Genomic DNA, 26,131 nt, shown 5'->3' on the forward strand with positions numbered 1-26,131 from the left:
AGGAATGAATGGCGAGTAACAACGTAGCCCAATTTGCCGCGGAACTGAAAATGCCTGCTGGTGTGCTGCTCGAACAGCTGCAGGCAGCGGGCGTCCAGAAAGCGAGTGAAGACGATGCGCTGTCCGAAACGGACAAGGCGCGTCTGCTCGATCATTTGCGCAAGTCGCACGGCGCAACCGACGGCGACAAGCGCAAGATCACGCTGACCCGCAAGCATACGTCGGAGATCAAGCAATCTGACGCGACGGGCAAGGCTCGCACCATTCAGGTCGAGGTCCGCAAGAAGCGTACGTTCGTCAAGCGCGACGACGTGGCCGAAGGTGCGGAACAGGGTCAGGCGCAGGTCGCCGAAGCGGACGACGATGCAGAACTGAAGCGTCGCGAGGAAGAAGCGCGCCGCGAGGCCGAGCTGCTCGAGAAGCAGGCGCAGGAACTGCGCGAGCGTCAGGAGCGCCTCGAGCGCGAGGAAGCGGAACGTCGTGCCCGCGAGGAAGCGGCCGAAGCCGAGCGCCGTCGCGCCGAGGAAGAAGCGGCGGCGAAGCGTGCCGCGGCCGAAGCTGCGGCGGCACAGCAGCAGGCAGCGGCACAGCAGGCTGCTGCAGCCGAACAGGAGGCGGAGACTCCGCAATCGGCGCAGTCCGCGCAGGACGAGGCGCGCGCAGCCGCCGAACGTGCGGCGCAGCGCGAAGCGGCGAAGAAGGCTGAAGACGCTGCCCGCGAGGCAGCGGACAAGGCGCGTGCCGAGCAGGAAGAGATCAGCAAGCGCCGTGCGGCGGCAGAAGCCGAAGCGCGTGCGATTCGCGAGATGATGAACACGCCGCGCAAGGCCGTCGTCAAGGCAGTCGAGCCGCCGAAACCGGTCGAGCCGCCGAAGCCGGCCGAAGCGAAGGGCACGCTGCACAAGCCGGCAAAGCCGGAAGGTGCGCAGGCGCGTCCGGCCGTGAAGAAGCCGGCCGGTGCGGCACCGGCAACGACGCAGGCGCCGGCAGGCGCGGGCGACCGCAACAAGAAGCCGGGCGCAGGCAAGGGCGGCTGGCAGGACGACGCGTCGAAGCGTCGCGGCATCAAGACGCGCGGCGATTCGAGCGGCGGCGTCGACCGCGGCTGGCGCGGCGGCCCGAAGGGCCGTGGCCGTCACCAGGACAGTGCATCGTCCTTCCAGGCGCCGACCGAGCCGATCGTCCGTGAAGTGCACGTGCCGGAAACCGTGTCGGTTGCCGATCTCGCGCACAAGATGTCGATCAAGGCCTCCGAAGTCATCAAGGTGATGATGAAGATGGGCCAGATGGTCACGATCAACCAGGTGCTGGACCAGGAAACGGCGATGATCGTCGTCGAGGAACTGGGCCACCGCGCGGTTGCCGCGAAGCTGGACGATCCGGAAGCGCTGCTCGTCGAAGGCGAAACCGGTACCGACGCCGAGCAACTGCCGCGTCCGCCGGTCGTCACGGTGATGGGTCACGTCGACCACGGCAAGACCTCGCTGCTCGACCACATCCGCCGCGCGAAGGTTGCCGCAGGCGAAGCGGGCGGCATTACGCAGCACATCGGCGCGTATCACGTCGATACGCCGCGTGGCGTCATCACGTTCCTCGATACGCCGGGTCACGAAGCGTTCACGGCAATGCGTGCACGCGGCGCGAAGGCGACCGACATCGTGGTGCTGGTGGTGGCAGCCGACGACGGCGTGATGCCGCAGACGAAGGAAGCCATTGCCCACGCGAAGGCGGGTGGTGTGCCGATCGTCGTCGCGATCAACAAGATCGACAAGCCGGAAGCGAACCCCGATCGCGTCAAGCAGGAACTGGTCGCGGAAGGCGTCGTGCCGGAAGAATACGGTGGCGATTCGCCGTTTGTGCCGGTGTCGGCAAAGACGGGCGCGGGCATCGACGATCTGCTCGAGAACGTGCTGCTGCAAGCCGAAGTGCTGGAGCTGAAGGCACCGGTCGAAGCGCCGGCCAAGGGTATCGTGATCGAAGCGAAGCTCGACAAGGGCAAGGGCCCGGTCGCGACGATCCTCGTGCAGTCCGGTACGCTGAACCGCGGCGACATCGTGCTGGCGGGTACGGCCTACGGCCGCGTGCGCGCGATGCTCGACGAGAACGGCAAGCCGACGAAGGAAGCCGGCCCGTCGATCCCGGTCGAAATCCAGGGCCTGTCGGAAGTGCCGGGCGCGGGCGAGGAAGTGATCGTGCTGCCGGACGAGCGCAAGGCGCGTGAAATCGCATTGTTCCGTCAGGGCAAGTTCCGCGACGTGAAGCTTGCGAAGCAGCAGGCCGCGAAGCTGGAAAGCATGCTCGAGCAGATGGGCGAAGGCGAAGTGCAGAACCTGCCGCTCATCATCAAGGCGGACGTGCAGGGCTCGCAGGAAGCGCTCGTGCAGTCGCTGCTCAAGCTGTCGACCGACGAAGTGCGCGTGCAGATCGTGCACAGCGCGGTGGGTGGCATCAGCGAAAACGACGTCAACCTCGCAACGGCATCGAAGGCTGTCATCATCGGCTTCAACACGCGTGCGGATGCACAGGCGCGCAAGCTGGCCGAAGCGAACGGCATCGACATCCGCTACTACAACATCATCTATGACGCAGTGGATGAGGTGAAGGCGGCAATGTCGGGCATGCTGGCGCCGGAGAAGCGCGAAGTCGTCACCGGCATGGTCGAGGTGCGCCAGGTGTTCAAGGTGCCGAAGGTCGGCACGGTCGCCGGCTGTATGGTCACGGACGGTATCGTCAAGCGCTCGTCGTCGGTTCGCGTGCTGCGCAACAACGTCGTGATCTTCACGGGCGAACTCGAATCGCTGAAGCGCTTCAAGGACGACGTGAAGGAAGTGAAGCAAGGCTTCGAGTGCGGTATGTCGGTGAAGAACTTCAACGACGTCATCGAAGGCGACCAGTTCGAAGTCTTCGAAGTGACCGAAGTCGCGCGTACGCTGTAATCCTCGCGCATCGGCTCATGGGCGGGGCAGGCTTGGGCCTGTCCCGCCCATTTTCATGGTGGCGCGCCAACACTGGCCGCCGCTTCATCCTGATAAACGGATCACGGATCGATCATGTCCAGGAAACGTACTTCCCCCAATCGCAACGTGCAGATCGCTGACCAGATTCAGCGCGATCTGTCCGAACTCATCATGCGCGAGGTCAAAGACCCGCGCATCGGCATCGTGACCATCCAGAGCGTCGAACTCACGCCGGATTATGCGCACGCGAAGGTCTACTTCACCGCGTTGACCGGCGATCCGGCCAAGACGCAGGAAGCGCTGAACCACGCGTCGGGTCACTTGCACAACCTGTTGTTCAAGCGCCTGCACATCCATACGGTGCCGACGCTGCATTTCCACTACGACCAGACGATCGAGAAGGCCGTGGAAATGTCGCGCCTGATCAAGGAAGCGAACTCGACGCGCGCGAAGGACGACGACGAGGCCGACGCGGCTACCAAGGACGACTGAGCTCGACCGGCCTATGACGACTGCAGCATCCCAACGTCCGCGCGTGCCCCGGCGCGTGCTGGACGGCGTCCTCCTGCTCGACAAGCCGGTCGGCCTTTCGAGCAACGATGCACTGATTCGCGCGAAGCGCCTGCTGCTCGCGAAGAAAGCCGGTCACACCGGTACGCTCGATCCCCTGGCTTCGGGTTTGCTGCCGCTGTGTTTCGGCGAGGCGACGAAGTTCTCGCAGGATCTGCTCGAAGCGGACAAGACCTACGAAGCGACGATGCGTCTCGGCCAGCGTACGGCTACCGGTGACGCGGAAGGCGAGGTGATCGACACGCGCCCCGTCGAATGCGACCGTGCGGCGGTGGAAGCCGCGCTGGTGCGCTTCACCGGCGAGATCGTGCAGGTGCCGCCGATGTATTCGGCGCTCAAGCGCGATGGCAAACCGCTGTATGAATATGCGCGCGCGGGGCAAACCGTCGAGCGCGAGGGCCGCAACGTGACGATCCTCGCCCTCGACCTGCTCGCGTGCGACCTGCCTGACGTGACGTTTCGCGTGACCTGCAGCAAGGGCACTTATGTGCGCACGCTGGCAGAGGATATCGGCGAGGCGCTCGGTTGCGGTGCGCATCTGACGATGCTGCGGCGCACGGGCGTCGGCGCGCTGACGCTCGAGCATGCGGTAACGCTCGATGCGCTGTCCGATGCCGACGAAGCGGCACGTGATGCGTGGCTCCAGCCGGTCGATGCGTTGCTGTCGACGTTTCCGCTGGTTCGTCTCGATGAACCCAGCGCGAAGCGGTTCCTGCACGGGCAGCGTTTGCCGCTGTCGTCGCTCGACCCGATCGACGCGACCGAAGGCGGGCGTGTGCGCGTCTACGACGCGACTCGCCTGCTCGGCGTGGCCCGCAAGGCAAACGGCGTGCTGGCGCCGGAGCGGCTCGTCGTCACGGCAGCCTGACGCAGCCGCGCGAACGCGCGCCCGTCGGAATGAAAAAGCCCCGCTTCACGAAGCGGGGCTTTTTGTTTGCGTCCAGGCAGCGTGTTCAGTGTGCAGCCGATGCCGCGGCACCTGCATCGCCACCGCCCGAGCGCTCGGGTTTCGTGATCCAGATCAGCCCGATCAGCAGCACGAAGATCGCCGCCGAGATGTAGAACAGGTCGTTCACGCCGAGCTGCGCGGCCTGCTGCGTGGCCAGGTTGTTGATCAGCCCGTGTGCCTGGTCCCGCGTCAGCCCGAGGTTGCCCATCTGCGTGACGGCCTGGTTGAACGTCGGGTTGTAGACGTTCGCCTGCTCGACCAGTTGCGCGTGATGGAAATTGTTGCGATGGTCCCAGGCCGTCTGGAAGATCGACGTGCCGATGCCGCCGCACATGATCCGCACGAAGTTCGACAGGCCCGATGCCGCGGGAATGCGGTGGCCGGGCAGGCCCGATAGCGTGATCGATACCAGCGGGATGAAGAAGCCGGCCATCGCGATGCCCTGTACGAGCGTCGGCAGCGTCAGCGACCATTCGTCGACCCCCGTCGTGTAGCGCGACCGCATCCAGAAGCACAGCGCAAACGTCAGGAACGACGCCGTCGAGATAAAGCGCGGATCGGTGCGCGGCAGGTACTTCCCGGTGAGTGGCGACAGCAGGATCGCGAACAGCCCGACCGGTGCCATCACGAGACCGGCGTCGGTCGCCGTGTAGCCGATCTGCGTCTGCAGCCACAGCGGCAACAGCACGAGGTTGCCGAAGTACAGGCCGTACCCGATCGACAGCGCGACGGTGCCGCCGGTGAAGTTCCGCATGCGGAACAGCGACAGGTCGACGACCGGGTGCTCGGCAGTCAGTTCCCAGATGACGAAGAACGCGAACGCGATGACCGCGGTCAGCGCGAGCACAATGATGGTCGTCGACGCGAACCAGTCGAGATCCTTGCCCTTGTCGAGCATGATCTGCAGCGAGCCGACCCAGACGACCAGCAGCGCGAGGCCCACGCCGTCGATCGGGGCGCGGCGCACGGCCGATTCCCGATTGCGGTAGATCGCCCACGTCGCGGCGGCGGCGGCGATGCCGACCGGGATGTTGACGTAGAAGATCCACGGCCACGAGTAGTTGTCCGAGATCCAGCCGCCGAGAATCGGGCCGGCAACGGGCGCGATCAGCGTCGTCATCGCCCATAGCGCGAGCGCCATCGGCGCCTTGGCGCGCGGATAACTCGACAGCAGGAGCGCTTGCGACAGCGGAATCATCGGGCCTGCCACCGCGCCTTGCAGCACGCGCGACGCAAGCAGGAACGGCAGGTTGGGCGAGAGCCCGCACATCCACGACGAAATCACGAACAGGATGATCGACGCGAGGAACAGGCGAACCTGCCCGAAGCGGTCGGTCAGCCAGCCGGTCAGCGGCACGGAGATCGCGTTCGCGACTGCGAACGACGTGATGACCCACGTGCCCTGGTCGGACGACACGCCGAGGTCGCCCGAGATGGTCGGGATCGCGACGTTCGCGATGGACGTGTCGAGCACGTTCATGAACACCGCGAGCGATACCGCGATCGTCCCGATCACGAGCTGCCCGCCCTGCAAGGGCGGGTGAGAGACAGGTGCCTGTGCCATGTCGGTTGTCTTTCCGGAGTCGGAACGGTTACATCATCTTCGCGACGGCACTCGACTTCGCCGCAGCCGGCGCCGGTGCGTTGCCGCCGGCATTCTCGGCGATGATGCGGGCGATTTCGGCGTCGGCTTCGTCGCCGTACTTCGCGAACACATTGGTCTCGTAGACGGTGTTCGGTGCGTTCACGAGCTGGTCGCCGCGTTCGTCTTTGATGTCCACGTCGACCTGCATCGACAGGCCGATGCGCAGCGGGTGCTTGGCGAGATCCTTCGGATCGAGTTCGATCCGCACCGGCAGGCGCTGCACGACCTTGATCCAGTTACCCGTCGCGTTCTGCGCCGGCAGCAGCGAGAACGCCGAGCCCGTACCTGCCGAGAAGCCGACCACCTTGCCGTGATAGACCGCCGACGAGCCGTAGATGTCGGCCGTCAGTTCGACCGGCTGGCCGATGCGCATGTGCTTGAGCTGGACTTCCTTGAAGTTCGCATCGACCCACACTGCGTTCAGCGGCACCACCGACATCAGCGGCGTGCCCGGCGACACGCGCTGGCCGACCTGCACCGAGCGCTTCGCGACATAGCCGGTGACCGGTGCGGGCAGCACGTTACGCGCGTTCGCCAGGTACGCGTCGCGAACCTTCGCGGCTGCGGCCATCACGTTCGGATGCGATGCGATCGTCGTGTTTGCGGTCAGCGCGCGGTTCGACGCGAGTTGTTGCTGCGAGGCGTCGAGCGATGCCTGGGCGGCGCGCACGGCGTCGCGTGCGTGCGAGATTTCTTCCTGCGACACAGCGCCCGTCTGCGCGACGGCCACGCGGCGACGGAGGTCGTCCTCGGCCTTCGACAGGTCGGACTGGCGCAGTGCGACTTGCGCGCGATACTGGTCGTCGTTGACGAACAGGCCGCGCACCTGGCGCACTGTCTGCGCGAGATTGGCTTCGGCCTGCTGCAGCGCGACCTGCGAGTCGGCCGGGTCGAGCACGACGAGCGGATCGCCGGCCTTCACCGTCTGCGTGTCGTCGGCCTTCACCGCGATCACGGTGCCGGTGACCTGCGGCGTGATCTGCACGACGTTGCCGTTCACGTACGCGTCGTCGGTCCCTTCATGGAAGCGGGCGACGAGGAAGTAGTACAGGCCATACGCGATGGCCGCGATCACGATGACCGCGACGAGCAGCGTCATCATCCGTTTGCGCTTGCCGTTGTTCTGCGGCTGCGCGCTGGCGGCGTTTTGTTGGTCGCTCATGGCGATTTTCTCCGTCCGTTATTTCGAGTGTCTGCGTAGTGGTGGCGCCGGATCAGTTGGCGGCCTGTTTTGTCGGCTTGTCGGCATCGGGCGCCGCAAGCGGCGTGCCGGTCGCGTCGAACCCGCCGCCGAGCGCCTTGATCAGTGCAAGCTGCATGTCGCGCCGGCGCATCTTCAGGTTGGTCACCGTCTGCTCCGATGCGAGGCGGTTGCTGTCCGCGGTCAGCACCTGCAACTGCGGCGACAGGCCGGCCTTGTAGCGGATGACCGCGAGGTCGTATGCGCGCGTCGATGCGTCGAGGGCGCGTTGCGCGTCGCCCATCTGGCGATCGACTGCGCGGATCGACGCGACCTGCGTCGCGACGTCGTTCAGCGCGCTGATCAGCGTCTGGTTGTAGTTCGCCACCGACAGGTCGAAGTCCGCGTAGCGGCCCTTGAGCTGCGCGCGCAGCGCGCCGGCGTCGAAAATCGGCAGATGGATCGCCGGGCCGAATTGCGCCTGGCGGCTCGCGAAGTTCAGGAATTTGCCCCAGCCGAACGCATCGAAGCCGAAACCGGCCGCAAGGTTCACGTCGGGGTAGAACTCGGCCTTCGCTTCCTTCACGTCGTGCATCGCAGCTTCGACCTGCCAGCGCGCGGCGACGATGTCGGGGCGGCGCGAGACGAGATCGGCCGGCAGGTTGCCGGGCAGTGCGACATCGCCGCTCGGGTTCATCACGGGCGCCGCGATCTGCAGCCCGCGATCCGGGCCCTTGCCGAGCAGTGCCGCGAGCTGGTAGCGCACCGTCGTGATCTGCCCATCGAGATCGGACAGCGAAGCCTGGGTCGTCGCGATATTGCCGCGGGCCGTCTGGCGTTCGACGTTGGTGTCGAGGCCGGCCGACACGCGACCGTCGGTGATCTTGCCGACCGTCTCGCGGTTGGTGATCTCGCGTTGGGCGATATCGCGCAGCGCATAGAGCTGCGCGAGCGAGTTGTAGGTGCGTGCGACCGACGACGCGAGCGTGATGCGTGCCTGCTGCATGTCGGCTTCGGCCGCCTTTTCCTGCGACACGGCGGTGTGCAGGCGCTCGCGGTTCTTGCCCCACAGGTCGAGTTCCCACGACGCGCTCGCGAGCGCGTTGTTCTCGCTGTACCACTGGCCGCCGTACGGCGGCGGGAACAGCGCGTTCGACGAATACAGCTCACGCGTCCACGAATAGCTGGCTTCCGCCTTGGGCATCAGGTTCGAACGCGACGATTCGATGTACGACGACGCCTTTGCGATGCGCGCCTGTGCCTGCGCGATCGACGGATTGCCCTGCAGGGCTTCGTCGATCAGCTTCGGCAACTGCGGATCGCCGAACTGGCTGGCCCAGTCGAGCGCCGGCCACTGGCCGCCCTGGGCCGGCAGGCTCTGGGCGGATTCGAATTGCGACGCGGGGGCGATCTGCTTGTCGCTCTTGATGCCGATGTAGTTCGCGCAGCCCGCCAGCGCCAGTGCGGCGACCGCGACGGCGACGGTGGTGCGGCACGACCCGGCGCGCACGGACAACGGGGAGGATTTCATCGCGCTGATCCCTGACTCGGAATGAATGATGGACACTGCAAGGATTTCCTTACATTAATCTGTCAAAAGTAATTGTTATGGCAACTATTACGTGATGCTGCCGCCGGCGGTCTCGCAATAGTTGCTGAGAATGCGGCGCAGCATGCTCTTCAGGAACCCGACTTCTTCCGGCGTAAACCCGTCCAGCACCTGGTCGAGCACGCTGCGGAAAATCGGCGGCAGCCGTTCGGCGAGCGCACGGCCTTCGTCGGTCAGCTCGAGGCGCACGACACGTCGATCCTCGATGCTGCGGACACGGGACAGCAGGCCGCGCTTCTCGACCCGGTCGAGCAGGCGCGTGACTGCGCTCGCGTCGATCCCGTACTCGCGGGCAAGCTCGGCGGCCGTCGAGCACTTGCCGACCGCGATCATGAACAGCATGCTCGCCTGCGTGCCCGTGATGCCGAGCTCTTCCTGCGTGCGTTGCGTGACGAGGTTGGTCATCACCGACTTCACGCGCGACATCAGATAACCGACGCTGTCGTTCATCTGGTACGAGGACAGCGGCGAAACGGGGGATGGGGTAGAAGAATCCGACATAAAACCCTGAAGCTGCAATAGTTGACTAGGCAGCAGTATAGGCACAGTTGCTTGCCGCGGCAAATGTTAATCGAACGGCAAGGGGCGCGCTTTGCGTCTCAAAAATCCCTCATATCAATAAGGTTTTTGTGCCCGACGGCGACACGGGCTTCGACGGATTGGCGCGTTCGAGAGGAGGGTGCGCTTGCCTGCCTGCTGCGTTGCAACGTGCCCGTCGGTTACCGACATTCTCACGTGCTATAATTTGCGGCTTTCCAAGCTGCAATGCGCGCGCCCGTGAAAAACGAGCGGGCGCTTTTGCGCGTTCAAACGATTTCCAGGTTTCTATGACCCGCGCCCTTCGCAATATCGCCATCATCGCCCACGTCGACCACGGCAAGACCACGCTCGTCGACCAACTGCTCCGCCAGTCCGGCACCTTCCGCGAGAACCAGCAGGTTGCGGAGCGGGTGATGGACTCGAACGACATCGAAAAAGAGCGCGGGATCACGATTCTCGCGAAGAACTGCGCGGTCGAGTACGAAGGCACGCACATCAACATCGTCGACACGCCGGGGCACGCGGACTTCGGCGGCGAGGTGGAGCGCGTGCTGTCGATGGTCGACTCGGTGCTGCTGCTCGTCGACGCGGTCGAGGGCCCGATGCCGCAGACGCGCTTCGTCACGAAGAAGGCGCTGGCGCTCGGCCTGAAGCCGATCGTCATCGTCAACAAGATCGACCGTCCGGGTGCGCGGATCGACTGGGTCATCAACCAGACCTTCGACCTGTTCGACAAGCTCGGCGCAACCGAAGAGCAGCTCGATTTTCCGATCGTCTACGCATCGGGCCTGAACGGCTATGCGTCGCTCGACCCGGCCGCGCGCGAAGGCGACATGCGCCCGCTGTTCGAGGCAGTCCTCGAGCACGTGCCGGTCCGTCCGGCGGATCCGGACGCGCCGCTGCAACTGCAGATCACGTCGCTCGACTATTCGACGTACGTCGGCCGGATCGGCGTCGGCCGCATCACGCGCGGTCGCATCAAGCCGGGCCAGCCGGTCGCGATGCGCTTCGGCCCGGAAGGCGAAGTGCTGAACCGCAAGATCAACCAGGTGCTGTCGTTCACGGGCCTCGAGCGCGTGCAGGTCGAATCCGCCGAAGCGGGCGACATCGTGCTGATCAACGGTATTGAAGACGTCGGCATCGGCGCGACGATCTGTGCGGTCGATACGCCGGAAGCGCTGCCGATGATCACCGTCGACGAGCCGACGCTGACGATGAACTTCCTCGTCAATTCGTCGCCGCTCGCTGGCCGCGAAGGCAAGTTCGTCACGAGCCGCCAGATCCGCGACCGCCTGATGAAGGAGCTGAACCACAACGTCGCGCTGCGCGTGAAGGACACCGGCGACGAAACGGTGTTCGAAGTGTCGGGCCGCGGCGAACTGCACCTGACGATTCTCGTCGAGAACATGCGCCGTGAAGGCTATGAGCTGGCCGTGTCGCGTCCGCGCGTCGTGATGCAGGAAATCGACGGCGTGCGTCACGAGCCGTACGAACTGCTGACCGTCGACGTCGAGGACGAGCACCAGGGTGGCGTGATGGAAGAGCTCGGCCGCCGCAAGGGCGAGATGCTCGACATGGCGTCGGACGGCCGTGGCCGCACGCGTCTGGAGTACAAGATCTCGGCGCGTGGCCTGATCGGCTTCCAGAGCGAATTCCTGACGCTCACGCGCGGCACGGGCCTGATGAGCCACATCTTCGACTCGTACGCACCGGTCAAGGACGGTTCGGTCTTCGAGCGCCGCAACGGCGTGTTGATCTCGCAGGACGACGGTGCTGCCGTGGCCTACGCACTGTGGAAGCTGCAGGATCGCGGCCGCATGTTCGTTAAGCCGGGCGATGCGCTCTATGAGGGCATGATCATCGGCATCCACAGCCGTGACAACGACCTCGTCGTGAACCCGATCAAGGGCAAGCAGCTGACCAACGTGCGCGCGTCGGGCACCGACGAAGCCGTGCGCCTGGTGCCGCCGGTCCAGATGTCGCTCGAGTACGCGGTCGAATTCATCGACGACGACGAGCTCGTCGAAGTGACGCCGCAGTCGATCCGCCTGCGCAAGCGCTTCCTGAAGGAGCACGAGCGTCGCCGCGCGAGCCGCGAAGGCGCGGTCGACTAAGCATCGATCGTTCCCGTGCAGGACGAGAAAGGCCGCCTTCGGGTGGCCTTTTTTGCATCTGCCTGATGTGCAATCGGGGGCGCTGCAAAACACTGTTCCCGCGGGTTGTGGCAATCCGGCAAAACCCCGTCGCGCGGTGCTTTCAGGCACATTTCGCCGTGAACTCCGGTATCGGTTCTGTGATATGCTGCGCGCACGCAAGTTTTAGGTCCTTCCAAGCAAGACTTGATTCGCAATCCGCTAAACGGTCAGGCCGTGTCGCGGAAGGTTGAGTAACCCGCTATTTCTCGAGAAGCTCGAAGAAAGGTGAGCGTAAAATGTCAGATGTAATGAAGCAGTTTCAGCTGAACTCCTATCTGTTCGGCGGCAATGCTTCGTACGTTGAAGAACTGTACGATGCATACCTCAACAATCCGGCATCGGTGCCGGAGAACTGGCGAGAGTATTTCGACGCGCTGCAGAACGTGCCTGCAACGGACGGCTCGAATGCCAATGACGTCGCTCATTTCCCGATCGTCGAATCGTTCGCCGAGCGTGCGAAGGCCAATGCCTTCATCCCGCGCGAAAGCAGCACCAACCTTGCTGCAGCGCGCAAGCAAGTGCACGTGCAGTCCCTCATCAGCGCTTATCGCTTCCTTGGCTCGCAATGGGCCAATCTCGATCCCCTGAAGCGTCGCGAACGTCCCGCCATTCCCGAACTCGAACCCGCGTTCTACGACTTCTCCGAAGGCGACCTCGACCAGACGTACAGCGCAAGCAACCTGTATTTCGGTTTCGACCAGGCTTCGTTGCGCGACATCGTCAAGGGCCTGCGTGACACGTACTGCGGCACGATCGGCGCCGAGTACATGTACATCAGCGACCCGGAACAGAAGCGCTGGTGGCAGGAGCGTCTGGAATCGACCCGTGCGACGCCGAACTTCTCGGCAGACGAGAAGAAGCACATCCTGAATCGCCTGACGGCCGCCGAAGGCCTCGAGCGTTACCTGCATACCAAGTACGTCGGCCAGAAGCGCTTCTCGCTCGAAGGCGGCGAAAGCTTCATCGCGGCGATGGATGAAGTCGTCCAGCACGCGGGCAAGCGCGGCGTGCAGGAAATCATCATCGGCATGGCGCACCGTGGCCGTTTGAACGTGCTGGTCAACACGCTGGGCAAGATGCCGGCCGACCTGTTCGCCGAATTCGAAGGCAAGCACGTCGACGACCTGCCGGCAGGTGACGTGAAGTACCACAAGGGCTTCTCGTCGGACGTGTCGACGGAAGGCGGCCCGGTCCACCTGTCGCTCGCGTTCAACCCGTCGCACCTCGAAATCGTGAACCCGGTGGTCGAAGGTTCCGCGAAGGCGCGGATGGACCGTCGCGGCGACGAAGACGGCCTGCAAGTGCTGCCGGTGCAGATCCACGGCGACGCGGCCTTCGCTGGCCAGGGCGTCGTGATGGAAACGCTGAACCTCGCGCAGACGCGCGGTTACGGCACGCACGGCACGCTGCACATCGTCATCAACAACCAGATCGGCTTCACGACGTCCGACCCGCGCGACGCGCGCTCGACGCTGTACTGTACCGACGTCGTCAAGATGATCGAGGCGCCGGTGCTGCACGTGAACGGCGACGATCCGGAAGCCGTGATCCTCGCGACGCAGATCGCGATCGACTACCGGATGCAGTTCCACAAGGATGTCGTGATCGACATCGTCTGCTTCCGCAAGCTGGGTCACAACGAGCAGGACACGCCGGCGGTCACGCAGCCGCTGATGTACAAGAAGATCGCACAGCACCCGGGCACCCGTGCGCTGTACGCCGAGAAGCTCGTGCAGCAGGGCGTGATCACCGCGGAAGACGCTGACAACTACGTGAAGGCGTACCGCAAGGCGATGGACGACGGTCACCACACGGTCGATCCGGTCCTGTCGAACTACAAGAGCAAGTACGCGGTCGACTGGGTTCCGTTCCTGAACCGCAAGTGGACGGATGCAGCCGACACGGCCGTGCCGCTCGCCGAACTGAAGCGCCTGGGCGAACGCATCACGACGGTCCCGGAAAACTTCAAGGTTCACCCGCTCGTCGAGCGCGTGATCAACGACCGCCGCAACATGGCGCGTGGCGACCAGCCGCTCGACTGGGGCATGGGTGAACACCTCGCGTTCGCGTCGCTCGTCGCATCGGGCTACTCGGTGCGCCTGACGGGCCAGGACTCGGGCCGCGGCACGTTCACGCACCGTCACGCGGTGCTGCACGACCAGAACCGCGAGCGCTGGAACGACGGCACGTACGTGCCGCTGCAGAACATCGCCGACGGTCAGGCGAAGTTCACGGTGATCGACTCGGTGCTGTCGGAAGAAGCGGTGCTGGGCTTCGAATACGGTTACTCGACCGCCGAGCCGAACACGCTCGTGCTGTGGGAAGCGCAGTTCGGCGACTTCGTCAACGGTGCGCAGGTCGTGATCGACCAGTTCATCTCGTCGGGCGAAGTGAAGTGGGGTCGCGTGTCGGGTCTGACGATGCTGCTGCCGCACGGCTACGAAGGCCAGGGTCCGGAACACTCGTCGACGCGTATCGAGCGTTTCCTGCAGCTGTGTGCCGATCACAACATGCAGGTCGTTCAACCGACGACGCCGGCGCAGATTTTCCACCTGCTGCGTCGCCAGATGATCCGCCTGTTCCGCAAGCCGCTGATCGTCGCAACGCCGAAGTCGCTGCTGCGCCACAAGGAAGCCGTGTCGGACCTGTCGGAGCTCGCAAAGGGTTCGTTCCAGCCGGTGCTGGGCGAAACCGACGGCGGCATCGACGCGAAGAAGGTCAAGCGCGTGCTGGCATGCTCGGGCCGCGTGTATTACGACCTCGTCGCACATCGCCGCGAAGCGAAGGCGAACGACGTCGCGATCATCCGTATCGAGCAGCTGTATCCGTTCGCGCACAAGCAGTTCGAAGCCGAAATGAAGAAGTACGAGAACGCGACTGAAGTGGTCTGGGTGCAGGACGAGCCGCAGAACCAGGGCCCCTGGTTCTACGTCGAGCACCACCTGAAGGAAGGCATGAAGGAAGGGCAGAAGCTGGCATACAGCGGCCGTCCGGCTTCGGCCTCGCCGGCGGTTGGCTACTACGCGAAGCACTACGAGCAGCAGAAGGCCCTCATCGAAGGTGCTTTCGGCCGCCTGAAGAGCGCATCGATCGCGAAATAACCGACGGAAGCGAAACGGGAAGGTGCAGCGCGCTTTCCCGTCTCCTTTGGCCCGCCGGGCGCGCTGCGCGCCGCACCGGCCGAAGGAATCGCACGAACCTCGTCATTACCCAGATTAAGCATCCAGGAAAATCACATGGCTATCGTAGAAGTCAAAGTCCCCCAGCTTTCGGAGTCGGTTTCGGAAGCCACCATGCTGCAGTGGAAGAAGAAGCCGGGCGAAGCAGTCGCGCAGGACGAAATCCTGATCGAACTCGAGACCGACAAGGTCGTGCTCGAAGTGCCGGCACCGGCCGCGGGCGTGCTCGCGCAAGTGCTGCAGAACGACGGTGACACCGTCGTTGCCGATCAACTGATCGCTACGATCGATACGGAAGCGAAGGCAGGTGCAGCCGAAGCCGCGGCGGGCGCGGCCGAAGTCAAGCCGGCCGCAGCGCCTGCTGCAGCCGCACCGGCAGCACAGCCGGCCACCGCAACGGCATCGAGCTCGGCTACGGCATCGCCGGCCGCATCGAAGCTGCTGGCCGAGAAGGGCCTGTCGGCAGGCGACGTCGCAGGTTCGGGCCGCGACGGCCGCGTCACGAAGGGCGACGCGCTGGCAGCAGGCAGCGCACCGAAGGCCGCTCCGGCTGCCGCACCGGCAAAGGCCGCGGCGAAGCCGTCGCTGCCGGAAGTGAAGGTGCCGGCGTCGGCGACGACGTGGCTCAACGACCGTCCGGAACAGCGCGTGCCGATGTCGCGTCTGCGTGCGCGTATCGCCGAGCGTCTGCTCGAATCGCAGCAGACCAACGCGATCCTGACGACGTTCAACGAAGTCAACATGGCTCCGGTCATGGAGCTGCGCAACAAGTACAAGGACAAGTTCGAGAAGGAACACGGCGTGAAGCTCGGCTTCATGTCGTTCTTCGTGAAGGCCGCTGTCCACGCACTGAAGAAGTTCCCGCTCGTGAACGCGTCGATCGACGGTAACGATATCGTCTACCACGGCTACTTCGACATCGGTATCGCTGTCGGCTCGCCGCGTGGCCTGGTCGTGCCGATCCTGCGCAACGCGGATCAGCTGAGCCTCGCCGAGATCGAGAAGAAGATTGCCGAATTCGGCCAGAAGGCCAAGGACGGCAAGCTGTCGATCGAGGAAATGACGGGCGGTACGTTCTCGATCTCGAACGGCGGCGTGTTCGGCTCGATGCTGTCGACCCCGATCATCAACCCGCCGCAATCGGCAATCCTCGGCGTGCACGCGACGAAGGAGCGTCCGGTCGTTGAAAACGGCCAGATCGTGATCCGCCCGATCAACTACCTCGCGCTGTCGTACGACCACCGCATCATCGACGGCCGCGAAGCCGTGCTGTCGCTCGTCGCGATGAAGGATGCGCTGGAAGATCCGGCACGCCTGCTGCTCGACCTGTAAGCCGAGTCTCACTGCATCGACCCGTTCTGCACGTTCGCGCTCGCGCGCGAACGTGCAGGCGTACAAGTAGAAAGGATTGTCATGTCCAAGGAATTTGACGTCGTCGTGATCGGCGCCGGCCCCGGCGGCTACATCGCCGCGATTCGCGCCGCGCAGCTCGGCAAGACCGTTGCCTGTATCGAGAAGTGGAAGAACCCGGCCGGCGCGCTGAAGCTCGGCGGCACCTGCCTGAACGTCGGCTGCATCCCGTCGAAGGCGCTGCTCGCGTCGTCGGAAGAGTTCGAGAACGCGTCGCATCACCTGACCGACCACGGCATCACGGTCGACGGCGTGAAGATCGACGTCGCGAAGATGCTCGGCCGCAAGGACGCGATCGTCGAGAAGATGACGAGCGGGATCGAGTTCCTGTTCAAGAAGAACAAGATCACCTGGCTGAAGGGCCATGGCAAGTTCACCGGCAAGACCGACGCCGGCGTGCAGATCGAAGTGAGCGGCGAGGGTGAAACCGAAGTCGTCACCGCGAAGAACGTGATCATCGCGACGGGCTCGAAGGCGCGTCACCTGCCGGGCATCCCGGTCGACAACAAGATCGTGTCGGACAACGAAGGTGCGCTGACGTTCGACTCGGTGCCGAAGAAGCTCGCCGTGATCGGCGCAGGCGTGATCGGCCTCGAGCTCGGCTCGGTGTGGCGTCGCCTGGGTGCCGAAGTGACGGTGCTCGAAGCGCTGCCGGCATTCCTCGGCGCAGCCGACGAAGCGCTCGCGAAGGAAGCGGCCAAGCTGTTCAAGAAGCAGGGTCTCGACATCCATCTCGGCGTGAAGATCGGCGAAGTGAAGACGACCGACGACGGCGTGTCGATCGCTTACACGGACAAGGACGGCAACGCGCAGACGCTCGACGCCGACCGCCTGATCGTGTCGGTCGGCCGCGTGCCGAACACCGATAACCTCGGCCTCGAGGCAATCGGCCTGAAGGCGAACGAGCGCGGCTTCATCGACGTGGACGACCACTGCCGCACGGCGGTGCCGAACGTCTACGCGATCGGCGACGTGGTGCGCGGCCCGATGCTCGCGCACAAGGCGGAAGACGAAGGCGTGCTGGTCGCGGAAGTGATCGACGGCCAGAAGCCGCACATCGACTACAACTGCATTCCGTGGGTGATCTACACGTACCCGGAAATCGCATGGGTCGGCAAGACGGAGCAGCAGCTGAAGGCGGAAGGCCGCGAGATCAAGTCGGGCAAGTTCCCGTTCTCGATCAACGGCCGCGCGCTCGGCATGAACGCGCCGGACGGTTTCGTGAAGATGATCGCGGATGCGAAGACCGACGAACTGCTCGGCGTGCACGTGATCGGCGCGAACGCGTCGGACCTGATCGCGGAAGCCGTGGTGGCGATGGAATTCAAGGCGGCGTCGGAAGACATCGCCCGTATCTGCCATCCGCACCCGTCGATGTCGGAAGTGATGCGCGAAGCGGCGCTCGCCGTCGACAAGCGCTCGCTGAACAGCTGAGCGCGGTATAGCGCCGGCCGGCCATCGGCCGGCGCAGCCGTCTCATGACGAGGGCGGGCGGGGTTTCCCGTCCGCCTTCGTTTTTTCCGGTTTGCCCGATGAACGTCACCGAATACTACACGCGCGAGCTGACCACGCGCGGCTATCAGTCCGATCCCGCGCAGCGCGCGGCCGTCGATCGCCTGCAGCAATGTTTCGACGAGTGGGTCGAGTACAAGGCGCGCCGCTCGAACGCATTCAAGAAGCTCATCAATCATCCCGACCTCCCGCACGGCGTCTACATGTGGGGCGGCGTCGGTCGCGGCAAGAGCTTCCTGATGGACAGCTTCTACGCGGTCGTGCCTGTGCAGCGCAAGACGCGCCTGCATTTCCACGAATTCATGCGCGAGGTACACCGCGAGCTCGAGGAACTGAAAGGGCAGGCCGATCCGCTCGACGAACTCGCGCGGCGTATCGCGAAGCGCTACCGTCTGATCTGCTTCGACGAGTTCCACGTGTCGGACATTGCCGATGCGATGATCCTGTACCGTCTGCTCGACCGCCTGTTCAACAACGGCGTGCAGTTCGTGATGACGTCCAACTACGATCCTGACGACCTGTATCCGGACGGTCTGCATCGCGACCGCATGCTGCCGGCGATTGCGCTGATCAAGGACAAGCTCGACGTACTGAACGTCGACGCGGGCGTCGATTATCGCCAACGCACGCTCGCGCAGGTGAAGATGTATCACACGCCGCTCGGCGCGGACGCCGATCGCGAACTGCGCCATGCATTCGGCAAGCTCGCGGCGGTACCCGATGAAAGCCCGCTCCTGCATATCGAGAAGCGCGAGTTGAAGGCGCTGCGCAAGGCGGACGGCGTCGTGTGGTTCGATTTTGCGACGCTGTGCGGCGGCCCGCGCTCGCAGAACGACTATCTCGAACTCGCGAGCCGGTTCCACGCGATCGTGCTGTCCGAGGTGCCGCAGATGTCGCCGCGGATGGCGTCCGAAGCGCGCCGCTTCACGTGGCTGATCGACGTGCTGTACGACCACAAGGTCAAGCTGCTGATGTCCGCGGCGGTGCCGGCGGAGCAGTTGTACGTCGAAGGTCCGATGGCCAACGAGTTTGCGCGTACGGTCTCGCGCATCGTCGAGATGCAGTCGAAGGAGTATCTCGAAACACCGCGCCGCATCGTCGATACGTCGCTGACCTGAGTGCGATTTCCGGCAATTGGCGGTATTCAAACGTCAATTCCGGTCAAATTCAGGCGATCTCGGGGTATTTTCGGACTTGTCTTATATTCACGGTTGAGGTGAGCCGATATCGTTGTGCCATGGTTACCAAGGCTGGAGATGTCCATGACACCGTATCGCGATCTGACCGACCACGAGTGGCGCTGCATCGCGCCGCTTCTGCCCGAAATGCAGCCGCGCACCGAGTTGCGCGGCCGGCCGCTGGCCAATACCCGTGCCGTGATGAACGGCGTGCTCTGGGTCATCTACAGCGGCGCAACGTGGTCGGCGATGCCGCGCCGTTACCCTTCGTATCAGACGTGCCATCGGCGCTTCAAGGTCTGGCATGAGACGGGCACGCTGATGAGCGTGATGCGTGAACTCTACGGCGACTCGGGCGTGAACCTGTGCAACGAATTGTCGGTGCGGATGCGCAAGCATACGCAATCGAAGGCGGCGGAAGCGCGTAGCGGCGTGGTACCCGTGGGTCGCACACCGGGCAGTTATGCGCCGGATGCGATGAAGCACGCAGCCTGATGTCCGCTGTTTACTGCGTTGTTTGTGCCGACGCGCGCACCAAAAGAAAACCGGCCTGACGAATTCATCGTCAGGCCGGTTTTTTCATAAAGCCGCGCGTTTCAGCGCGCGCCGCGTTATTGTTGGCGAACCCAGGTCTGCGACCGGCCGAGCAGCGATACGCCGATATAGCCGCGCACGACGAGCTTCTGGCCGCCGTCTTCAAGCGTCATCTTGCACTTGTAGACCTTGCCGTTCTCCGGGTCGAGAATGTTGCCGCCGTCCCAGTGGTCGCCTTCCTTCTTCATCGCCTTGATGATCGTCATGCCCTTGATGAGCTGATCCTTGCGCTCGTCCGTGCAGGCGGTACAGCGGCGATCAGGCGTATCGTTCGCGCCGAGGCCCTTGACGACCTTGCCGGTCAGCGCACCGTCGCCGTCCTCGGCGATCTGCACGAGTGCCTTCGGCTGATGGGTGTTGTCGTCGATCGTCTGCCACATACCGATGGGGCTGTCTGCCTGTGCGAACGTGGGGGCGGCGCAAGCCAGCAGTGCGCCGGTGATGGCGATTGCACGCAACGGGCGGGTCAGTTGAATCATTGTCATCCTCCTTGTTTTGCATGTCGTGTTCGATTTGCCCGCACGACCGTCTGCATGGGGCGGGCATGTTGCGAGCTTCGCCAGAATACGTGAAACCGCGCGCCACGTTTGATAGAGGGGGCTCTAATCGAAACAGCCCGCATGGCGCGGGCTGTTTGGTGACCGATCAGTTGAGCTGATACGAGAATGCGGCGTTGATGCGCGGGCTGCGTGATGCGCTTTCGACGGGCGCGTCACCCACCGGCTTCGCGACGTTCAGGTCGAGGCTGTAGAAGCGGCTGTCCGTGAAACGCACACCGATGCCGACCGACGACATGCGGTTGGGCGACGGCGTGCCTGAATGCAGGTACACACGCGCCATGTCGTAGGCGATGTACGGCGTCACGGACTTCATATACGTCCAGCCCGGCGTGAAGCCGCGGTTGACCTCCAGCGACATCCCCCATCCCGAGTCGCCCGACGCTTCGCCCGGCTGATAGCCGAGCGCGTAGCGCGTCGAGCCGAACGAGATCTGCTCGGACGTCGGCAGTGAGTCAGGGCTGTATTGCCCGGTCAGCGAGACTGACGTGCCGATCCGGAACGGCAATTCGTTGGTTTGCGTGAAGGTCGCGCCGGTACGGACGAAGGTCAGCGACGTCGGGTCGGCGTATGTAATCCCCACACCGTTAACCACGCCAGTCTGCGATTTCGATGCACCGAGGATGTCGAATGCCTTGGCGACGTTGACGCTCAGTTTTCGCACCTGCTTCGGTTCGACGCTCGTGTAGTCGAGCTGCAATTGCATCACGCGGACCTGTGACCGGTTTTCGAGGGTATTGCCGTTGGTCTGGCTTTGGTAGCGGTCTTCGTTGTGTGCTGCATAACCCGATACAGTGCCGAGCAGGCTGCGCTGGTTGTTCAGCAGTATCGGATAGGATGCCGAAAGACCAAGCTTCTCGTTCTTGACGGTGCGTTCGACGGACGACGGCAGGCCCGGATTGTCAGTAGGCTTGCCGCGATAGGTGCTTGCATCGAGGCGCGTGATCAGGCCGCTGCTGCCGACGGGTACCGCGCCGCTGAACGCGAAGTAGGTCTGCTTGTCACGCCCCGGCGGCGCCAGTGCGGAGATGCTCAGCTGCTCGCCGAACTTCGTGAGGCCGTTTTCGGTCGCGGTGATGAGGCCCTGTACGCCCGGGTGGTTGAAATCGATACCGGTGCTGACGTTGAATGCCTTGCGGTCGACGGCAAGTTCGAGCGTCGTGGCGCCGTCGGTGGTTTGCGGCGGTGGTACGTTCGCCTTCACCGTGAGGCCGGGCAAGAGGCCGAACGTGTTCACGTAGCGCTCGAACGTTGCGCGGCGCAGCGGGCGATCGTCGGTGATATGCGCTGCGATCGCGCGAATCTTCGATTCCATTGCCCCGGGCTTGCCGGTGACCTTGACGTCCGACACATAGCCTTCAACAACCGTGATGCGCACGACACCGTTCTCGAACGTCTGCGCGGGAACAAACGCGAACGACAGCGCGTAACCGCGTTCCTGGTAAAGCTTCGTCACGCCGTTGGCGGTTTCGATCAGATCGCCGATCGTGATGTCCTTGCCGACGAGGGGGGTGAAGCGACGCGAGATTTCCTCGAACGGTACCGACTTTACGCCTTCGACCTGGAATGTCGTCGGTGTCAGGTGGCGCGACAGCAACTCCTGCAGTTGCGGCGCCTGGGGCGCGACCTGCACGGTTACGTTCGGGCCGGTTTTCGGCGCGTTGATCTGGGGCAGGGAGTCGAGCGGGTTACCGCCGACGCGCGTTTGTGCCTGTGCCGTGCTGGCTGCCGCGATGGCGGCGAGCAGCATCATCCATCTGTCGAGTCTGGATTTCATTGTTCTTCCTCGTAGGCCTTGCTTTTCGTCTTCTTTGTAATGCCGGCGCGCGACACCAGGGTGCCGCGCGCCGCGTGCCGCAATGCCGGTTGTGTTTGTACGGTCGTACCATCCGCTCCGGCTGCGAAGGTGCGACCGTCCTCCTTACTTGCCAACGCTACCCAGCGTACCCAGCAACCCCGTTACCGGTGCCAGCTGGCCCGTCGAGCCGCCGCCCGACGTTGTCGTTCCCGTGACGCTGCCGACCAGCGACGTGACCGGCGCGAGCGGGCTCGCTCCCCCGGATCCCGCTGCGCCGCCAACTGCTCCGGTGACAGTATTCAGCAAACCGGTGACAGGCGCGAGAGGGTTTGCACTGCCTGCGCCACCCGCTGCGCCGCCGAGCGTGCCCGTCACCGTCGACACGAGATTCGTGACGGGGGCGAGCGGGCCGCCGCTACCGCCCGCCGCACCGCTCAGTGCGCCGGTAACGGTGGAGACGAGGCCCGTGACGGGCGCGAGCGGGCTGCTGCCCGAACCGCCGGTCGCGCCGCCGAGTGCACCCGTGAGCGAGCCGAGCGGCGTCGAGCCGAGACCCGACAGCAGGCCGCCGAGCGGATTCGTCGAGCCGGAACCCGACGACGTGCCGTTCTGCACGGTCGCCGTCGAGCCGCCGACGAGGCTCGTGATCAGGCCGGGGATCGGCGCCGCGCCGTTCGGGCCGTTCGGGTTGACGAGGCCGCCCGCGTTGGTCACGGTGTTGCCGACCGCCGTCACGAGCTGACCGACGTCGCCGACGAGCGGCTGGCTCGATGTGCCGCCAACCTGCTTGCCGGCCGAACTGATCGCGCCGCCGACCTGGCCGAGCAGACCCGAGACGGGTTGGCCGAGGCCGGTCGTCGTGCCGACCTGTTGCGTGACCTGGCCCGCGGTGATCACGAGCGGCGTGATCGCCGAGCTGAGCGGCTGCGTCACTTGCTGCACGGCGCCCGACGACAGCGTCGAGCCGATCGTCGTGCCGGCAGCCGTCAGGCCATTGGCCACCGTGTCGAGCACGGTGCCGACCGGGGTCGTGACGGGCGCGAGCGGCGCGAGTTGCCCCGTGCCGAGCGCCTTGACCGTCGAGCTCAGGCCGGACACCGTGTTGCTCGTCGCGCCGACCACGTTGCCGAGGCCAGCGACGGTCGTGCCGACCGGATCCTTAGTCGTACCGATCTGTCCCAGCCCGTTGCTCACGGCATCGGCAGCTGCGCCGACGATCGTGCCCGTGCTGGAGAGCGTGCTGCCGACGCCCTTCGTCACACCGTCGCCGAGGCCGGGCACGGTGATGTTGCCGACCGTGCTGCCGAGGTCGGTGGCCGTCTGGCCAACCGTGCTGACGACGCCCTTGGTGCCGGTGGACGTGCCGCTGGTGCCGCTCGTGCTCGGTGTACCGCTCGTGCTGCTGGGGTTGTTGTTGCTGCTGGTCGGCGGCGAACTCACGCCGCCGCCGCCGCAGGCGGCCAGCAGGCAGGCTGCGGCGAAGGCCGTGAGGGGCACGCGCCACTGGTGCAGGGCGGCTGTCGTGAGAGAACGTTGCTGGGACATGATTGACTCCTCGCTGTCTTATCGATTGATGGATGTTGGTTTACTTGCCGTGCGTGCCACCGAGCAGGCCGCCGATCAGCGACGTGACCGGTGCGAGCGGATTCGACGCCGAGCCCGAGTTCGTGACGGCGCCCGTGCCGCCGGTCAATGCCGGGGCACCGACCGCGCTCGTTACCGTGGACACGACGTTCGTCACCGGGGCGAGCGGGCTGCTGCCGCCGGCGCCGCCTGTTGCGCCGCCGAGGGCGCCCGTGACCGTCGAGACGAGACCGGTGACCGGTGCGAGCGGGCCACCGCTGCCACCTGTTGCGCCGCCGAGTGCGCCCGTGACCGTCGAGACGAGACCGGTGACCGGTGCGAGCGGGCCACCGCTGCCACCTGTTGCGCCGCCGAGTGCACCGGTGACCGTCGAGACGAGGCCGGTGACCGGGGCGAGCGGGCCGCCGCTGCCGCCTGCTGCGCCGCCGAGTGCGCCGGTGACCGTCGAGACGAGACCGGTGACCGGGGCGAGCGGGCCGCCGCTGCCACCCGTTGCACCGCCGAGTGCGCCCGTGACCGTCGAGACGAGACCGGTGACCGGGGCGAGCGGGCCGCTGCCGCCGCCCGTTGCGCCGCCGAGTGCGCCGGTCACCGTCGAAACGAGACCGGTGACCGGGGCAAGCGGGCCGCTGCCGCCACCCGTTGCGCCGCCGAGTGCGCCGGTGACCGTCGAGACGAGGCCGGTGAGCGGCGCGAGCGGGTTGGTTACGCCGCCGGTGCCGCCCGTGAGCAGGCCGCCGACGGCCTTCACGGTGTTGCCCGTCGACGAGACCGTGTTGCCAAGACCGGTCGTGACGGGATTGCCGCCCGTCGACGCGAGCAGGGCGCCGGCCTGGTTCAGGCCGTTGCCGACCGTGCCGAGCAGCGTGTTGACGGGCGCGCCGAGGCCGGTTGCCGTGCCGATCGTCTGGGTCGTCTGGCCGACCATCGTCGTGATCGGCGTGATGGCCGAGCTGACCGTCTGCGTGACCTGCTGGATCGGGCCGGTCGACAGTGCGTTGGTGAGGGTGTTGCCGCCGTTCGAGACGGCACCGCCGAGCGTCGACACGAGGCCGCCGACGGCGCCCGTGACCGGTGCGAGCGGCGAGAGCGGGCCGCTGCCGAGGCTCGAGACCAGGGTCCCCGTTTGCGTGACTGCGCTGCCGAGCTGGTTGACCACGCCACCCGTGCTGGCGAGCGTGGTGCCGACCGGATCCTTCGTCGCGCCGAGCTGGCCGAGACCGTTGCCGAGGCCATTGCCGAGTGCGGTCACTGCGCCGCCGACGCTTTGCACGATGCCGCCCGCGGCTTGTGTGGTGGCCGGGTTGACGCCCGGCAGCGTCTGGCTGCCGATGACGGAACCGAGGCCCGACACGGTTCCGCCGACACCCGTCAAGATGTTGCTGCTGCTTGCGAGGACAGTTCCCACTGGGTTCGACGACACGCCCGACGTGCCGGAAGTACCGGACGTGCCGCTCGTGCCCGACGTACCGCTGGTACCGGAGGTCCCGCTTGTGCCGGACGTACCGCTCGTACCCGAGGTGCCGCTGGTGCCGCTCGTACCCGAAGTTCCGCTCGTGCCCGACGTGCCCGATGTGCCGCTCGTGCCGGACGTGGAGATCGTATCGCCGCCGCCCGAGCTCGAGCCGCCGCCAAGACCCTGGCTGATGGAACCCGAGCCGCCGCACGCGGAGAGGGAAAGCATGGCTGCAACGGTGGCCGCGATCAGAGTCGTCCGGAACACGCCATGAGGGATAACCTTAATGTCCATTTTGTCCTCGCATTAAAATGTGTTGTGAACTGCGTTGTGTTGAGTGGTGCGAGGACTACTCTGCAACTGTCGTGCCATTTCGATGCCCGACGGTTCGGCAACAGGTTTTAAACGGGGCAATTCCTTGTCGGAAAAGGAAGTTACGGGAATTGAAAGATTGTTGAATCTGTTTAAGTGCAGACGAATGAGAACGATTTCGATCGTTTCGTAACGTAACGTCACAACATTGGCGTTACGCGTGCGACGTAACGTGGGTGGCCGCGCAGGCTTGGTGGACGAGGCAACTGTTTTACAGGTGGATTAGGTGTGCACATCTAACCTATCGTAAATCCTATGTGTAAGTCGTACCGAAACGCCGTACAAATACGCTGTGCTCACGGTCATTTTTTTCGATCCAAGTCGTTAAAAGAGGTTGGAACTTAAATAGGATCGGATATAGAATCCGGAGCAGATGTAAGGAAATGTACGGTTCGGTACACAACGTTCGAGGAGGGTTGCTATCGCGAATGTTAACTTGCATCAAATGGTGAGCCATGCCCCTCGGGGCAATCTATAAAGAAAGTGCACCTGGTTGTCGTTACAGCAGATGTGGCGAACAGCGCGGGGCAACCGGCCGGATATGCGGGGATGTATACGTATAAAAGGCCAAAGAACGTAAATACAGGCACGAGGAATAAAATGAAAGCACTCATCAAGCGCTTCCTTAAGGAAGAAGACGGGGTTACCGCGATCGAGTATGGTCTGATTGCGGGTCTGATTGCTGTTGCCATCATTGCAGGCGCCTCATCGGTGGGAACCAATCTCAGCAGCACCTTCTCGAAAATCGGAACCTGCGTCTCGACGCCGAGCGCCACATGCTGGTCGGCGGCGGCTGCCGCTTCTAGCTGATAAGAAAAAACTGCCGGTTCCGAATATCGTCTGGCG

General features: G+C 64.5%; 19 protein-coding genes. 11 read left to right on the plus strand and 8 right to left on the minus strand.

Features of this window, described 5'->3' with window-relative positions:
- The first annotated feature begins 8 nt into the window (after positions 1–8).
- From infB to truB, 3 genes are all read left to right on the plus strand, one after another.
- Positions 9–2,936, plus strand: coding sequence for a translation initiation factor IF-2 (infB, locus tag ABY44_RS29920; RefSeq protein ID WP_027787688.1), 2,928 nt, complete (start codon positions 9–11; stop codon positions 2,934–2,936).
- A gap of 114 nt (positions 2,937–3,050) precedes the next feature.
- Positions 3,051–3,449, plus strand: coding sequence for a 30S ribosome-binding factor RbfA (rbfA, locus tag ABY44_RS29925; protein WP_021162402.1), 399 nt, complete (start codon positions 3,051–3,053; stop codon positions 3,447–3,449).
- 13 nt (positions 3,450–3,462) lie between these two features.
- A complete protein-coding gene (truB, locus tag ABY44_RS29930; protein ID WP_060172053.1) occupies positions 3,463–4,395 on the plus strand; it encodes a tRNA pseudouridine(55) synthase TruB in 933 nt (310 codons plus the stop codon).
- A gap of 85 nt (positions 4,396–4,480) precedes the next feature.
- Here truB and ABY44_RS29935 read toward each other — a convergent pair whose 3' ends face one another.
- From ABY44_RS29935 to ABY44_RS29950, 4 genes are all read right to left on the minus strand, one after another.
- A complete protein-coding gene (locus ABY44_RS29935) occupies positions 4,481–6,040 on the minus strand; it encodes a DHA2 family efflux MFS transporter permease subunit (RefSeq protein WP_021162400.1) in 1,560 nt (519 codons plus the stop codon).
- Positions 6,041–6,068: 28 nt separating this feature from the next.
- The gene (locus tag ABY44_RS29940) at positions 6,069–7,283 is read right to left on the minus strand and encodes an efflux RND transporter periplasmic adaptor subunit (protein ID WP_027787686.1); all 1,215 of its coding nucleotides are present in this window, start codon (positions 7,281–7,283) and stop codon (positions 6,069–6,071) included.
- Positions 7,284–7,335: 52 nt separating this feature from the next.
- Positions 7,336–8,832 carry an efflux transporter outer membrane subunit gene (locus ABY44_RS29945; protein WP_060172055.1) on the minus strand — a complete coding sequence of 499 codons (1,497 nt, stop codon included), beginning with the start codon at positions 8,830–8,832 and terminating at the stop codon, positions 7,336–7,338.
- A gap of 87 nt (positions 8,833–8,919) precedes the next feature.
- On the minus strand, positions 8,920–9,411 hold the full coding sequence (locus ABY44_RS29950; protein ID WP_027787684.1) for a MarR family winged helix-turn-helix transcriptional regulator: 492 nt from the start codon (positions 9,409–9,411) through the stop codon (positions 8,920–8,922).
- 326 nt (positions 9,412–9,737) lie between these two features.
- On the opposite strand from ABY44_RS29950, the gene typA reads away from it, so the two are divergent.
- The 6 genes from typA to ABY44_RS29980 all read left to right on the plus strand — a co-directional run bounded on the left by typA (position 9,738) and on the right by ABY44_RS29980 (position 19,419).
- Entirely contained in the window at positions 9,738–11,564 is a 1,827-nt protein-coding gene (typA, locus tag ABY44_RS29955; protein WP_027787683.1) for a translational GTPase TypA, read from the plus strand.
- A 317-nt stretch (positions 11,565–11,881) separates the two neighbouring features.
- Positions 11,882–14,746: a 2-oxoglutarate dehydrogenase E1 component gene (locus ABY44_RS29960; protein WP_027787682.1), complete on the plus strand. Its 2,865-nt coding sequence runs from the start codon at positions 11,882–11,884 to the stop codon at positions 14,744–14,746.
- Positions 14,747–14,881: 135 nt separating this feature from the next.
- The gene (gene odhB / locus ABY44_RS29965; protein ID WP_042977010.1) at positions 14,882–16,156 is read left to right on the plus strand and encodes a 2-oxoglutarate dehydrogenase complex dihydrolipoyllysine-residue succinyltransferase; all 1,275 of its coding nucleotides are present in this window, start codon (positions 14,882–14,884) and stop codon (positions 16,154–16,156) included.
- 81 nt (positions 16,157–16,237) lie between these two features.
- Positions 16,238–17,668 (plus strand): dihydrolipoyl dehydrogenase, encoded by a 1,431-nt coding sequence (gene lpdA, locus ABY44_RS29970; RefSeq protein WP_060172058.1) that lies wholly within the window; start codon positions 16,238–16,240, stop codon positions 17,666–17,668.
- 98 nt (positions 17,669–17,766) lie between these two features.
- Positions 17,767–18,864, plus strand: a complete 1,098-nt coding sequence (zapE, locus tag ABY44_RS29975) for a cell division protein ZapE (protein WP_431642972.1) — start codon at positions 17,767–17,769, stop codon at positions 18,862–18,864.
- A gap of 144 nt (positions 18,865–19,008) precedes the next feature.
- Positions 19,009–19,419, plus strand: coding sequence for a transposase (locus ABY44_RS29980; protein ID WP_060172061.1), 411 nt, complete (start codon positions 19,009–19,011; stop codon positions 19,417–19,419).
- 116 nt (positions 19,420–19,535) lie between these two features.
- Here ABY44_RS29980 and ABY44_RS29985 read toward each other — a convergent pair whose 3' ends face one another.
- The 4 genes from ABY44_RS29985 to ABY44_RS30000 all read right to left on the minus strand — a co-directional run bounded on the left by ABY44_RS29985 (position 19,536) and on the right by ABY44_RS30000 (position 24,880).
- Entirely contained in the window at positions 19,536–19,997 is a 462-nt protein-coding gene (locus tag ABY44_RS29985; protein ID WP_027787677.1) for a DUF2147 domain-containing protein, read from the minus strand.
- Positions 19,998–20,163: 166 nt separating this feature from the next.
- On the minus strand, positions 20,164–21,852 hold the full coding sequence (locus ABY44_RS29990) for a ShlB/FhaC/HecB family hemolysin secretion/activation protein (protein WP_060172063.1): 1,689 nt from the start codon (positions 21,850–21,852) through the stop codon (positions 20,164–20,166).
- Positions 21,853–21,996: 144 nt separating this feature from the next.
- Positions 21,997–23,418: a collagen-like triple helix repeat-containing protein gene (locus ABY44_RS29995; RefSeq protein WP_060172065.1), complete on the minus strand. Its 1,422-nt coding sequence runs from the start codon at positions 23,416–23,418 to the stop codon at positions 21,997–21,999.
- Between the two features lie 40 nt (positions 23,419–23,458).
- Complete coding sequence (locus ABY44_RS30000; protein WP_431642975.1) at positions 23,459–24,880, minus strand: collagen-like triple helix repeat-containing protein; 1,422 nt, start codon at positions 24,878–24,880, stop codon at positions 23,459–23,461.
- Here ABY44_RS30000 and ABY44_RS30005 point away from each other — a divergent pair.
- Both ABY44_RS30005 and ABY44_RS30010 read left to right on the plus strand, forming a co-directional pair.
- Positions 24,834–25,187, plus strand: coding sequence for a hypothetical protein (locus ABY44_RS30005; RefSeq protein WP_431642990.1), 354 nt, complete (start codon positions 24,834–24,836; stop codon positions 25,185–25,187). The genes ABY44_RS30000 and ABY44_RS30005 overlap by 47 nt on opposite strands.
- Positions 25,188–25,885: 698 nt before the next feature.
- Positions 25,886–26,095 (plus strand): Flp family type IVb pilin, encoded by a 210-nt coding sequence (locus ABY44_RS30010; RefSeq protein WP_060172070.1) that lies wholly within the window; start codon positions 25,886–25,888, stop codon positions 26,093–26,095.
- Positions 26,096–26,131: the final 36 nt, after the last annotated feature.

Origin of the sequence: Burkholderia sp. ZZQ-2 (genome assembly GCF_050768715.1) — a bacterium.
In the GTDB taxonomy this organism is placed as follows: Bacteria; Pseudomonadota; Gammaproteobacteria; order Burkholderiales; family Burkholderiaceae; genus Burkholderia; species Burkholderia cepacia.